12 protein-coding genes are annotated in these 13,015 nt (G+C 67.2%); 5 read left to right on the top strand and 7 right to left on the bottom strand.

Translation table 11 applies throughout. From position 1 onward, the window contains the following. Nucleotides 1-114: 114 nt before the first annotated feature. From F9K34_RS02230 to F9K34_RS02220, 3 genes are read right to left on the bottom strand one after another with little or no spacing between them, the layout of a single operon-like run. Nucleotides 115-1,281, bottom strand: coding sequence for a class I SAM-dependent methyltransferase (locus F9K34_RS02230; protein WP_436405701.1), 1,167 nt, complete (start codon nt 1,279-1,281; stop codon nt 115-117). Continuing rightward, nucleotides 1,278-2,057 (bottom strand): DUF1365 domain-containing protein, encoded by a 780-nt coding sequence (locus tag F9K34_RS02225; RefSeq protein WP_291334965.1) that lies wholly within the window; start codon nt 2,055-2,057, stop codon nt 1,278-1,280. Before F9K34_RS02225 ends, F9K34_RS02230 begins: the two co-directional genes overlap by 4 nt. Then, nucleotides 2,054-3,337: an NAD(P)/FAD-dependent oxidoreductase gene (locus tag F9K34_RS02220; protein ID WP_291334963.1), complete on the bottom strand. Its 1,284-nt coding sequence runs from the start codon at nt 3,335-3,337 to the stop codon at nt 2,054-2,056. The genes F9K34_RS02225 and F9K34_RS02220 overlap by 4 nt, the downstream gene beginning before the upstream one ends. Before the next feature lie 227 nt (nt 3,338-3,564). Here F9K34_RS02220 and F9K34_RS02215 point away from each other — a divergent pair, with 227 nt between their 5' ends. From F9K34_RS02215 to F9K34_RS02205, 3 genes are read left to right on the top strand one after another with little or no spacing between them, the layout of a single operon-like run. Further along, nucleotides 3,565-4,116 (top strand): sigma-70 family RNA polymerase sigma factor, encoded by a 552-nt coding sequence (locus tag F9K34_RS02215; RefSeq protein WP_291334961.1) that lies wholly within the window; start codon nt 3,565-3,567, stop codon nt 4,114-4,116. Beyond that, nucleotides 4,113-4,745, top strand: coding sequence for a ChrR family anti-sigma-E factor (locus tag F9K34_RS02210; protein WP_291334959.1), 633 nt, complete (start codon nt 4,113-4,115; stop codon nt 4,743-4,745). Before F9K34_RS02215 ends, F9K34_RS02210 begins: the two co-directional genes overlap by 4 nt. Nucleotides 4,746-4,748: 3 nt before the next feature. Further along, a complete protein-coding gene (locus F9K34_RS02205) occupies nt 4,749-5,483 on the top strand; it encodes an SDR family NAD(P)-dependent oxidoreductase (protein WP_291334957.1) in 735 nt (244 codons plus the stop codon). Between the two features lie 3 nt (nt 5,484-5,486). On the opposite strand, the gene F9K34_RS02200 is transcribed toward F9K34_RS02205, so the two are convergent. Together F9K34_RS02200 and F9K34_RS02195 are read right to left on the bottom strand one after the other, a co-directional pair. Then, on the bottom strand, nt 5,487-5,888 hold the full coding sequence (locus F9K34_RS02200; protein ID WP_436405702.1) for a DUF2177 family protein: 402 nt from the start codon (nt 5,886-5,888) through the stop codon (nt 5,487-5,489). 559 nt (nt 5,889-6,447) lie between these two features. Next, nucleotides 6,448-6,945 (bottom strand): cupin domain-containing protein, encoded by a 498-nt coding sequence (locus F9K34_RS02195; protein ID WP_291334953.1) that lies wholly within the window; start codon nt 6,943-6,945, stop codon nt 6,448-6,450. A 92-nt stretch (nt 6,946-7,037) separates the two neighbouring features. Between F9K34_RS02195 and F9K34_RS02190 the strand changes: the two genes are divergently transcribed. Beyond that, complete coding sequence (locus tag F9K34_RS02190) at nt 7,038-7,661, top strand: TetR/AcrR family transcriptional regulator (protein WP_291334951.1); 624 nt, start codon at nt 7,038-7,040, stop codon at nt 7,659-7,661. A 41-nt stretch (nt 7,662-7,702) separates the two neighbouring features. Further along, nucleotides 7,703-8,974, top strand: a complete 1,272-nt coding sequence (locus F9K34_RS02185) for an NAD(P)H-dependent flavin oxidoreductase (RefSeq protein ID WP_366557764.1) — start codon at nt 7,703-7,705, stop codon at nt 8,972-8,974. A 233-nt stretch (nt 8,975-9,207) separates the two neighbouring features. On the opposite strand, the gene F9K34_RS02180 is transcribed toward F9K34_RS02185, so the two are convergent. After that, nucleotides 9,208-10,797, bottom strand: coding sequence for an acetolactate synthase large subunit (locus F9K34_RS02180; protein WP_291334948.1), 1,590 nt, complete (start codon nt 10,795-10,797; stop codon nt 9,208-9,210). Nucleotides 10,798-10,817: 20 nt separating this feature from the next. Further along, entirely contained in the window at nt 10,818-12,944 is a 2,127-nt protein-coding gene (locus F9K34_RS02175) for an acetate--CoA ligase family protein (protein WP_291334947.1), read from the bottom strand. Nucleotides 12,945-13,015 lie beyond the last annotated feature (71 nt).

The raw sequence follows: 13,015 nt of genomic DNA, 5'->3' as shown, positions 1-13,015 counted from the left end.
GCGTCAGAGGCAGTCTCAGGGTGTTTGAACTCCTGAGAAAGGCAATGATGCAGCATGCTCGGGCGGACTTTTCGTGACGGCCTGCGCCGCACACTGCATGAAGTGTCCGGCCTTTCAGTCCGCCTCCACTGCCCGGCCCAGTTCCACCTGGACGACATCGCATCGCCCGGTGGCAAAGGCAGCGGCGCAGCCTTCGAGATAGAACTGCCAGCACCGAAGAAAGTCGTCACCGTACCCGAGCCGCGCAATTCGCGGGCGTTCCGCCTGCATCCGTTCGGACCAGATCCGGCAGGTGCGGGCGTAATCCTGACCGAAGGCGTGACTGTTCAACACCCGCAACCCTGCCTTGCCTGCCTCATGCGCTATGGCAGCGTCGCAGGGCAGCATGCCGCCCGGAAACACATGCTGGCGGATGAAATCCGACCGGCGGCGGTAGATCGAGAATTCGGCATCGGGCACGGTGATCGCCTGCAAAACTGCTCGCCCGCCCGGGGCCAGTCGCGCCTTCAGCGTGGCGAAATAGGCAGGCCAGTAGCGCTCCCCAACCGCCTCGATCATCTCGATCGACACGATGTTGTCGAACCGGCCGGTGACCTGGCGGTAGTCCTGCAGCCGTATGTCGGCGCGGCCATCGAGGCGGGCATCGGCGTATCCCTTCTGCGATGGCGAGACGGTGATTGCCGTCACACGGTGGCCACGGTCTGCCGCAGCTTCGGCGAAACCGCCCCAGCCGCAGCCGATTTCCAGAAGGCTTTCACCCCGTGCGAGCCGCGACAGGATGCGGTGGTTCTTGCGCGCCTGCGCACGCTCCAGATCGTCGCCGGGCCCGAACAGCGCCGAGGAATAGGTCAGGCCGGGGTCGAGCCAGAGCTGGTAGAACTCGTTTCCGACATCGTAATGGGCGCGGATGTTGCGCTCCGATCCGCGCCGGCTGTTCATGCGCATCAGCCGGTCCACAAATCGCATCCGCCATGCCTGAAGGCGCCCGGGTTCGCCCCAGCCCGCGAGGTTGCCGAGGTTGCGCAGCGCCAGCGTCAGCACGCCTTCCAGCGTCTGGCTCTGCCATTCGCCCGCGATCCAGCCTTCCCCCAGCCCAACATCGCCACGCGAGGCAAGCCGCGGCAGCAGGCTCCAGTCGCGGATATGCAATTCGGCCTCGGTGCCCGCGTGACCGAAGCGGTGGCGTGTGCCTTCGGGGGTGATCAGGGTCAGCCGCCCCTCGCCGATTCCATCGAGAGAGGCAAGGAAGCGCTTCCGGAGGGCGTTTGTCACAGGGCTCAAAGGCTGATTTCCTCATTTGGCGGGTCAGGCACGCGGCGGTAGGCGGCGCCCTTCAGCTTCAGTTGCAGGGCATGCCAGTAAATCTGCGCGATCACCCGCAGCGCGCCGCCGGGGCGGCTGAGGGCGGCCGAGAGAACCATGCGGGTCGTCAGGCGCACCAGCGGCCCGCTCATGCTGGTGTCGATGCCGCCCGTGCCGTGGGTCTGGCCGACGCGGATGGCGAGGCGGTCGGGATGCAGGGCAAAGGAGAAGCGATACTGGCCCGCCACTTCCTGAAACGGCGAGACGTGAAAGACCTTGCGTGCGCCGAGCCTTGTGTCGGCGGTGATCGGCGCCAGATCCGGGGAGGCGAGCAGATAGCTGTGGCGCTGGCCGAAGGTGTTGTTCACCTCGGCGATCACGGCGATGAGCGCATCGCCTTCGATCATCAGCCAGAAGCTGACCGGGTTGAACCAGTAGCCGAGGAACCGCGGCTGCGTCAGCAGGGCGACGACCCGCCCCGGCCGGCGCTCGATGCCTGCGGCGGCGAACTGCGACCAGGCCCAGGGGGCGCCTGCACCCGCGCCGCGCGGGCCCCCGTGGTCGGCGTCGTGCAGGGCTATCAGATTGAAACGGTTGTGCCCCATCAGTGGCGGCGGGCGGACGCTTTCGGGCGCCAGCAGCACGTGATCGGCATGGGTGCGAAAGGCGTGGCGCAGAGGCCCGCGGCGGGCATGGGTGATGCGTGCCCGCATTGCCAGCACTTCGCCCGACGCCAGCCGTGAGGCCAGCGTCATTGCAACACCTCGGTCGGCATGAGGCGCCGCGCGATGCGCATGGCGCTGGCAAAACCGTCCTCGTGGAAACCGTTCCGCAACCAGGCGCCGGCAAACCAGGTATTGCGGTTGCCCTGCATCGCCGCGATCCGCGCCTGCGCATCCAGTGCCGCGTGATCGAACACCGGATGGCGGAATGTCACCTCGTCGTATATCAGCCGCGGGTCGATGCCATCGCCGGCGTTCAGAGTGACGAACAGCGGATCGTCCTCGGGGATGTTCTGGAGCCGGTTCATCCAGTAGCTCACGCTCACGCCCGCGGTCCTCGCATCGCTGCGGCTGACCCAGGAACTCCAGCAGATGCGGCGGCGGGGCATGACGCTCTGATCGGCGTGCAGGATGGCATGGTTGGGACGAAAGCGGATCGACGACAGTGCCGCGCGTTCCCCGGCATCGGCATCGCACAAGAGCGCCAGCGCCTGGTCTGCATGGGTGGCAAGGATGACGTGGTCGTACACCTCGGCCTCGGACCCCTCCGCGCGCAGCGTGGCGGTGCCGCCCGTGCGCGCGATCGACCGGACCGGCGTGCCCGGCCGCAGATCGACCCCAGCCCGCAGAAGCGCCGTTGCCAGGCGCTCGACATAGGCGAGCGAGCCACCCTGCACGGTCCACCACTGATGATGCTGCGTCCTCGACATTAGCCCGTGGTTGCGCATGAAGCGCAAGAGAGCCCGGGCTGGAAAGGCCCCGATGTCGTGATGCGGCGTCGACCAGATCGCGCCGCAGAAAGGGTAAAGGTAATGCTCGCGGAAGCGCATCCCCAGCCGCATCGTCTCCATCAACCCGGCAACCGTCAGGTCCGGTGCGGCCGCGAGCGCAGCCTCGGCGCCGGAATTGAAGCGAAGGATGTCGCGGATCATGAGGTGAAAGCGCGGGTCGACGATGTTCCGCCGCTGGCCAAAGAGCGAATTGGCCGTCCGCAGCGCATATTCCACGCGCCCTCCGTCGAGCGAAACACCATAGCTCATGTCGCTCTTGGCGATCGGCACGTCGAGGTCGCGAAACATCGCCGTGAGATGCGGATAGTTCACGTGATTGAAGACGATGAAGCCGGTATCGACCGGCTGATCGCCGTTCATGCCGGCAATGACCGTGCGGGCATGGCCGCCGAGTCTCGACGCGCCCTCGTAAAGCGTTACCCGGTGATGGCGCGACAAGATCCACGCCGCGGCAAGGCCGGAAATGCCGCCGCCCACGATGGCGATGCGCTGAGGGGCGCCTTTGGAAACGTCGAAGGGCATCGGATCACCATTCCTGCAATGTGTCTGCTACGCGGGGGCGCAGTCTGCGGATCACTCGCGCGAAGAATATTTGCGCCCTCGGTGATCCGCCACGCGGTTTGCATCGTAAGCCCTGTATGAACACTGCGATTGCGCCTGCCGGACGATGGCCCCATAAAGTCCCGATACCGTCGGCCGCTCCGGCCTATGGGTGCGGTGCGCGCAAGCCGCAGGGGGCGGATCAGCCGGTGAAGAACGAGCTTTCCGATCTGGCCCGCGACCTGATTGCCGTGCGCGACGCCCGCGACCGTGCGGCCTTCGGCCGGCTGTTCGACCATTTCGCACCACGGCTCAAGGCTATGCTGCTGCGCGGCGGCCTTCGCGACGGCTCCGCCGAGGATGTGGTTCAGGATGTGATGCTGGCGGTCTGGCACAAGGCCGCGCAGTTCGACCCGCATCGGGCCGACGCCGCAGCTTGGATCTATGGCATTGCCCGGAACAGGCGCATCGACATGGCCCGCCGCCGCCCGCTCGCCCAGCCCGAAGAAATGCCCGAGATCGAAAGCCTTGAACCCGACGCGGCGCAGATACTCGCGCTCCAGCAGGAGGCGGCGCAGCTGGGCGCAGCGCTTTCGCGCCTTGCACCCGAACAGGCCGATGCGCTGCGCGCCGCCTATTTCGACGATATCCCCCACAGCCGCATCAGCGAGATGACCGGCCTGCCGCTTGGCACGATCAAGTCCCGCATCCGCCTCGGCCTTGACCGCCTCAGGCACGAGCTGAGGAAGATTGCACCATGACCGAGATCAGCCACCACATCCCCGAAGACATCCTCGACACCTATCGCGCCGGGACCCTGCCCCATGCCTTCGGCGTGGTCGTGGCAGCGCATCTGTCGTTGTGCGACGAATGCCGCGCCCGGCAGGAGGCCGGCGACATGATCGGCGGCGCACTTCTGAGCCGCGCCGAAGGGGCAGCCCTGCGCCCCGACGCGCGCGACCGGATCATGGCCGCGCTCGACGCGCCGCCCCCTCCGCCGCCGATCCGTGGTTCTGGCGTGTTTCCCGCCCCGGTGATGGCGGAGCTTGGCGGAAGGCCGCCGCGCTGGCGGATGCTGGGCGGCGGCATTCGCCAGCAGATCCTGTCGGCGGACCGCGAAGGCTCGCTGCGGCTGCTCTACATCCCGCCGGGCAAGGCGGTGCCCGAACACGGCCATCGCGGGCTGGAACTGACGCTGGTGCTCCAGGGCAGCTTCTCTGACAGCGAGGGCGCCTTCCACCGGGGCGATGTCGAGACAGCCCATGATGCGATCGACCACCAACCGGTCGCCGGACCCGGCGCACCCTGCATCTGTCTGGCGGCGACCGACGCGCCGCTACGGTTCAACGCGCTGGTGCCGCGGCTGTTGCAGCCGATCTTCCGGATCTGACCGGTGGAGTTCGCCGGCAGTCGCATCTGGATCATCGGCGCCAGCGCGGGGATCGGTGCGGCGCTCGCCCGCGCGCTATCCGAGCGCGGGGCCCGGCTCGTTCTCTCCGCCCGCGATGCTGATGCGCTGGCAGCCCTAGCCGCCGAATGCCCCGACGCACGGCCCGAGCCGCTCGACCTCGCAGATCCCGACACACTCGCCGCGGTGGTGGCGCGGCTCGCGACCGAAGGTCCGCTCGACGCGGTGGTCTGCACGGCGGCGCTCTATGATCCCGGGCGGGTGGCCGATCTCGACCCCGCACGGGCCGAGGCGATGGTGCGGGTCAACATCCTCGGCATGCTCGAGGTCGCGCGCCTCTGCCCGCCGCTTCTGCGCGATGGCGGGCAGCTGGTGCTGTTCGGATCGGTGGCGGGCTGGCTCGGCCTGCCGGGCGGACAGCCCTACTCGGCAACCAAGGCGGCGGTGAACAATCTGGCCGAAAGCCTGGCGGTCGAACTGGCGCCGCGCGTCGCCGTGCGGCTGGTCTGCCCTGGCTTCGTGCAGACCCGCCTTACGGCGAAGAACCGCTTCGCCATGCCGGCAATCATCACACCGGCAGAGGCAGCAGACGCCGTCCTCAGCGGCATGGGGCGGCGCGGGTTCGAGATCCACTTCCCGCGCCGCTTCACCTTGGCGATGAAACTCCTCCGACTGTTGCCCTATGCCCTATCGCTGCGCCTGACCCGGCGCCTTGCCTGAACCTCACGCAATCTTCCCGGCCAGTACCGCCACCCCAACCCAGGCGGCGAACCCGGTCAGGAGGGTACCCCAGATGACATCGAAGATAACCTGTTCCAACGACCAGGCGGCAAGGGTGGCATAGTTCGTCATTTCGTAGGTGCCGTAGCAGAGAAAGCCCAGGACCATGCCGCCGATCAGCGCCTGCACCGGATCGCCGGCCTTGAGCGCGGGCCAGGACACCATCCACAAGAGGCCCGCGACATAGGCCAGATAAAAGAGCGCCGCAGGCCCGAGCCGCAAGGGCTCGGCCAGGAGATCGCCGACATGGCGCTCGAACACCGGCCTGATCAGATGCCGGATGCCGATGAAATCGAGGCTGAGGAAGACCCCGGCCGTGACGAGATAGAGGAATGTTGCTTGCAGCATTGTGCGCCTTTCGCAGTCAGTCACGTGGGCGGCATCGCGCGCCGAGGCAGTCGCGCCAAGGTTCGGCGTTGTCCAGAAGGGCTCCGCGGATCCCCGCATCTGTTGCCCGCGCACGGATGCGGGCGGAAACCGGCAGTCCGGCAGTCGCGTCCGCCGAAGCGGCGGTAGCCGCAAGGGGTCGATCCAGCATCGTCTCTCTCGCTCTCGGTTCCGGAACTCAATTCCGATCTGCAATCATCTCTCCGCGCGCCCGGGCCGGTCCGCAGCACCATCAGTCCGTCTCGGCCCCGGCATTACTGCCCGAACGTCCAATTGATACGCCGGCATTCCCGCCCCGGATCACTTGGGCCGCGAAAGCGACCGAGGATTGTCAAACCGCATTTCCGCATGGGCCGGTTCGCTCGCGCGCCTGAAGAAGGTCTGAAATCGGGCCCACTCCGTCCGGCAAGACGACCGGAACCGTGCCCCCAGTGAACCGCGATGCGCCATCGTGCTCCTGCCCGCTCCGCCGGGGTGGTGGCGGCCAGTGTCGCCACCGCTCGGTCCGGTATCGCAATCAATCCGGCAAAGGTCCGAAGACCTCCTGCCCGTAGCGCGCCGCCGAGGCGGCGAGTTTCGCCATGTCGGGCTTGGCGTCGTCGAGTGCGCCGCCATTCGCGGCCGGCACGCTGTTCTCGGTGATGAAATCCGAGAAACGGCCACCCACGGTGAGCAGCACCACGCGGGCGGGCGTGGGGCTCGTGACGCGGAAGCCATGCGGAACGTCGCGCGGGCCAAACGCGAAGCCGCCCGTGCCGAGCCTGATCCGGGTGGCTCCCACGATCACCTCGAGTTCACCTTCGATAACGTGGAACCACTCGTCCTCCTTGTGGTGAACGTGCCAGGGCGAGCTTTCGCCCGAGGGCAGGTGCAGTTCGACGGCATGAAGACCGCCGGTGTCCGTGCCGTTCCCGAGGATTCGTGCCGTAAACGACAGGAAGCGCCTCGGCTGTGCAACCGGCGCGTAGGCAAGCGTTGAAGCCGACTTCGCCGGGATCGTCTCTTGGATGGTCATGTCAGTCTCCGTCTTTACACCAAGGACCCGATCGCCTAACTTGATGGTAATACTTTTTCACGAAATTATAATGTCGTCAATATGGAGATCACATGACCCGAACGTACCGGAAGTCGCGCCGCGCCGAAGCGCAGGACGAAACGCGCGCGCGGATCGTGCGCGCGACGACCGAGCTTCATGTCGAGAAGGGTGTTGCCACGACCTCGTATCCGGACGTGGCGGCGCGGGCGGGCGTGGGGGCGGCCACCGTCTACCGCCACTTCCCCACGATGGATGCGCTCGTCGAGGCCTGCGGGGAGCACTTCTGGAACGCCATAGACCCGCCGACCCCGGACGGCGGAGCCGAGGTCTTCGCAGGGCTCGGCCCAGGCACCGAGCGGCTGACGCGGCTCGTTGAGGAACTCGATGCCTTTTACGAGCGGGCCGAGGCCCCGCTCTGGAGTGCGGTCAGGGATCAGGACCGGGTTGCCTCGCTCTCCCGGTTCCTCGCCGAGGTCGGCAAGGGCGTCGGCGCTTTCGTCGCCGAGGCCTTGCGAGAGGAGCGGGAGTCGGATCGCGTCAGAGTCGCGTCGGCAATCGCCGACTTCGCCGTCTGGCGCGCGCTGTCGGCAACGGGCCTCTGCCGTCTGAAACGGCGGGAAATCCTCGTCGCCATGATCGAGGCGGCCGTCGTGCGCGCGGCGCCCAGTGACGGTGAATCGCCAGCGAGCGCCTGAAAGGACGCAGGGCGCACGCCCGCACCCCTTGACCCGCCTTGATGAATGGCTTGCGCAATCAAACGGCCGAAGGGCCGCATGAGGACGGCGGAGACCGTCCGATTTCGATCCCGTCCGCCCAGCCAGCCTGCCGCGACCGGGATCGAACCGGACCGATGGCCGCGTCCGCCATTCGGACCAGGCAGACAGCGCGGCATTCAAATGCTACGCTCATCTTGCCGGATCGGGGAATTGGATCAGCCATGTGGCCGGACCAAAGACTCTGCGACCTTTTCAGGGTTGAGCACCCAATCATTCAAGCGCCGATGATGGGCAGTTGCACGCCCGAACTCGCCGGTGCGGTCTCGAATGCCGGCGGCCTGGGATCACTTGGATGCGGAGAGAAGCCCGCGACCACCATCAGGGCAGAGGCCGCCGCCATTCGCGCACGGACGAACCGCTCCTTCAATCTGAACTTCTTTATCATTCAACAAGAGAAGACCGATCCCCGGGTACTGGAGGCAGCAAGGAAACGTTTGCAGCCCTGGTACGATGACCTGGGACTGGGCGACCCGCCGTCTGAACTCCCTCCGCCGGGGCGCGGTTTTGACGAAGAACGGCTGGAAGTCGTCCTGTCCGTGAGGCCGAGGGTCGTGAGCTTTCACTTCGGACACCCCGAGGCCAGCCATGTGGAAGCGATGAAGGCCGCCGGCATCGTGCTTGTCAGCTCAGCCACCAGCGTTGCGGAAGCGCGCGTGCTCGAAGCGGCGGGAATGGATGCAGTCATCGCACAGGGATGGGAAGCAGGGGGGCATCGAGGCTCGCACAAGCCGACGGCTCCGGGGGACGGCGTCGGAACGATGGCGCTGGTTCCGCAAATCGTCGATGCCGTGTCCGTTCCCGTCATTGCCGCCGGCGGCATCGGTGACGGACGTGGCATCGCCGCCGCGATGGCCCTTGGCGCATCCGGAGTCCAGATGGGCACGGCGTTCCTGAGTTGCCCGGAGGCCGCAACCGAGCCCGCGCGGCGGGAGAGACTGCGGCAGGCCACGGACCGCGACACAATGGTGACCGATGCGTTTTCCGGCCGGTCGGCACGGGCGATGCGGTCACGCTACGCGGAAGAGATGGAACGCGCCCGAGAGGCTCTTCCGCCTTTTCCACAGATGTACGCGCTCAGCGGTCCGATCCGTAATGCTGCGGGCGACAGCGAAGCCTCTTTCTTCCTTTACGGGCAGGCTGCTGCACTCTCAAAGGAAATGGCCGCCGGCGACCTCGTCGCACGACTTGTGAAAGAGGCACGGGAGGTCATGGGCTATCTATCGAGGCGCTGACTGGCATGTCGGCCTGTTGCGCTGTCCCGGGGCGGCGTGTCCCCCCGGGGTGTCCTTTCCGCCCGCCGAGGCCCCGTGGACGGCGCTTCCGTTCCGGCGCGAAGTCGTCGTTCGGGCAAGTGAAACAGCACTCAGCGTAACCGGCGCTGATGCCGTCACCGCTTGACGAGGGGGGCGGATTCCCAAGCTGGCTTGCGAGGGTCCCCAATCGTGTTGATCACACCATCGGAGGCTCATCCTTGCGCAAAACGCACATCGATGAGGGTCGGGCCGTCACGTGCCAACGACTTTGTCAGCGCGGATTCCAGATCCTCGATTGTTGTGGCCGGCTCGGCCTCCACGCCGAATCCTTGTGCGAGCGCGACCCAGTCGATCGGCGGGCGATCGAGGCTCATCATGTCGCGTGCCGTCTGGCCCGGCTGGGCACCGACCCTGGTGTACTCACCCAACAGGATGGCATAGGCACGGTTGTTGAGAAGCAGCGTCGTCACCGGCAGACGTTCACGCGCCTGCGTCCAGAGCGCCTGGACCGTGTAGGCCGCCGAACCGTCGGCCTGGAGCGTCACGACGCGCCGGTCGGGACGGCCCATGGATCGCGCTCCGACGGCCGCGCCGGTGGCAAGCGGTATACCGCCGCCGATCGCACCGCCGGTCACGGTGAGCCAGTCGACAGGCGCGGCCCGTGGCATCACGGCTCCGAATCCGCTGCCGAGGGTCAGCGCCTCGTTAACAACAATCGCGTTCTCGGGAAGGAGACGCGCGACCGTGGCGGCGAAACCTTCCGGGGTAATCGACCCGGAGACCGACGGGACGTCGCCGGCAAGCTCAGGGATAGCGGCAGGGGCGGCGCCGAGTTCTTCGGCCAGCGCGCGCAGGGCGGCGGCAGCGTCCTGGTCGCCGCGTGAAAGCGTGATCACCTCTGCGTCGGCCCGATGCATCAGGCTCGGGCGGCCCGGATAGAGGAAGAACCCCACTGGTGGTTGGCAGCCGACGAGGATCACGATGTCGAAAGGCGCAAGTTGCCGGATCGCGTCATCCACGGGATAGGCCACGGTGGGAAGGGCAAGCCTGCCCCTTCCGCGCGGCAGGAAGGAGATCATCGGACTGCCAATCAGCTCCGCGCCCGTCGCGCGGGCAAGCCCCGCAAGCAGCGGGTGGAGATTCTCGGTGACTGCCGCGGTGCCGAGAAGGATCATCGCCCGGTGGCCCGACCGGAGCGCCTGCGCGGCCCTCCCGATGGCAAGTGGGTCGGGCGGACGGGGTGCGTCTGGGGCGACGGGAAGGGCCGCCGCGCCGCCCCTGCCCCAGGACACATCGGCCGGCAGCACCAGGCTGGCGATACGGCCGTTGCCGGAGCCGGCCGCCGCCAGGCCGCGCGCTGCATCGCTGCCGATCCGCGACGGGTCGGTTCCGAAGGCGTGCCAGTCCGAGGTCGCGCCGACGAGCGCGTCTACGTCCGCCGTCAACGGGCTGTCGTGGGCCACATGGGGAATCGCATGGTCGCCGACGATGTTGAGAATGCCGCTGCCCGCGCGGCGGGCATTATGCAGGTTCGCGATGCCGTTCGCATAGCCGGGCCCGCAATGGAGGAGCGTCGCGGCCGGTCGCCGCGTGACCCGAAAGTAACCGTCCGCCATGCCGGTCACGACGTTTTCCTGCAGCCCGAGCACGCAGCGGATGCCCGGAATGCGGTCGAGTGCAGCAACGAAATGCATCTCGCTCGTGCCGGGGTTGGCAAAGCAGGTGTCCACTCCGGCACCGATCAGGGTGCGCACCAGGGCCTCGGCTCCGGTCTCGGCAGCAAGCGGTTCCGGTTCGGACATCCTTCATCCCCCGTTTCGTGCTAGTTCGCCCGCGGCGCTTCGACGATCAGGGCGTCGACAGCGATCGCACCGGTTTCTGTGACCATCAACGGGTTGACGTCGAGCTCGCTAAGCGTGTCGATGTGCGCCCCCGCGTAGTCGGCCACCGCCATGATCGCGTCGACGACCGCGCCAAGGCGCGCCTTCGGGCGCCCCCGGAAGCCGTCGAGGAGCGGGAATGTCTGCAGGCTCCTGATCGCCGCCTCCACCTCATCCCGCGTCGCGGGCAGCAGCAGCGTCCGCGCGTCCTTCAGGAGTTCCACGAAAATGCCGCCCGCGCCGATGACGAGAACGAGGCCGAACAGGGGATCGCGCTTCACCCCCACGATCAACTCGGCGAGCGACGCGGTCTGCATCGGCTCCATCAGGAAGGTTTCCAGCACCAGTCCTGGTTTGTGGCGCGCTAGAGCGTCCTTCATCCGTTGGGCGGCGGCCAGGGCATCTGCCCGTGTCTTCAATCCAAGCGCCACGCCGCCGACATCGGTCTTGTGAGGCAGGTCGTCATGCAAGACCTTGAGCGCCATCGGTCCGTCGAGCGTTTCCGGCAGTGCGCGGAGGCCCTCCAGCGTCAGCACCCGGCCGGCCGGCACGGGAAGCCCGTGGGCGGCCAGTCGGCGCTTCGACTCGGCCTCGTTTACGCTGCGGGGCGCATCGACAAGAGGCGCGACCGCATAGGGCGGGACGGTGTTTCCCCCGCCCTGCGAGCGTGCGCCATTACGGACCCATTTCGCAATGACCTGGGCCGCGTCGTGCAGGCCCTGAAGCGGAACTATCCCCTGCGCGATCATCGCCTGGCTGGCCTCGGGTGTTATCCCACCCGAGTTCACCGAGGCGTGGAACACGGGCTTCCTGCTGGTTGTGCCCGCCGAAGCCAGCGCCCGGTCCATCGCTTCCTGCGCGGACGCATCCCTGCTGGCGGGCGGGTACTCGATCACCAGCAACCCCGCGTCGACATCGTCCGCGAGCATTGCCGTGAACATCGGCGTCAGGAGCTTCTCGTTCCCCCAGTAACCCGCAGTGAAATCGAGTGGGTTCGAGACGTGGCCATAGGATGGCAACATCGGCTTGATCACGTCCACCACCGCCTTGCCCGGTTGCGGCAGGTCCAGCCCCGCGAAGGAGCAGTAGTCCGCCGCCAGTCCGTTGTCACCGCCGGAACTGGAGAATATGGCTATCCTCGGCCCCGTCACCGGAGCGGCCAGCGAGGCGAGCTTCAGCATCTCGAGGAACTGCGGCACGGTTTCGGTGTCGATCACGCCGAGCCGGTCGAAGAGTGCGTCGTAGTATTCGTTCTGCCCGGCGAGCGAGCTCGTGTGGCTGGCCGCCATGGCCGCGCCGAGGTCCGACCGGCCGGAACGGCAGGCGATCACCGGAACCCCTTTTTCGCGCGCGCGCAGGCAGGCCTGCGCGAACGCGGGAACGTCGCGGATGCCCTCCATGAAGAGCCCGATACAGGTGACGTTCGGATCGTCGATCAGGAACTCGATGTAGTCCTCGAAGCCGAGCACCGCCTGGTTGCCGGCACTGACCAGATAGGAGAACGGGACCGAGCGGTCGTTGGAAACGAAATGGCTGGTGACATTGCCGCTTTGAGAGATCACGGCCGCGCCGCGGGTGCCGGACAGTCGCGGGTACGGAGCGGGCCAGATGCTGCCGTGGTTGACGTAGTTGACAAGCCCGTAGCAGTTCGGCCCGACCACGGCCATGTCGCCCGAAGCGGCGATGAAGGCACGGTTGCGCTCCGCCCCTGCCGCGCCGATTTCCGAGAAGCCTGAGGCGTAGCAGACCGCGCCGCCTGCCCCCATCTCGCGCAACTCGTTCAGCGCGTCGATCGTGGCGTCGGCGTTGACGGCGAGGAAAACCGCGTCGGGCGGCGCCGGCAGATCGGCAATCCTCTGCACACACGGATAGCCCTCCATCTTGTCACGGCGCGGGTGGACGACATCGACGGTGCCCTCGAAGGCCTGTTGACGCAGGGTTGCCAGCGTCCGCTCGGCCTGCGCGCCGCCGATGAAGGCCATTCGCCGCGGCGCGAGGAGGCGCTGAAGGTTGCGCCGCACGGCCGGACGAAGCCGCGAATGGGACAGGTCGGGGCAATTGGTCGTCATGATCGCTCGGGGTCCTCTGGAAAGGTCGACGCGCAAGGGCGCCGTCAGGTCAACCTGCTCCGGCATCGTCC

The organism is Albidovulum sp., from assembly GCF_008933605.1.
Taxonomy (GTDB): Bacteria; Pseudomonadota; Alphaproteobacteria; order Rhodobacterales; family Rhodobacteraceae; genus Albidovulum.
The sequence above is the reverse complement of the archived record's forward strand: the minus strand, read 5'-3'. Positions and strand labels throughout refer to the sequence as shown.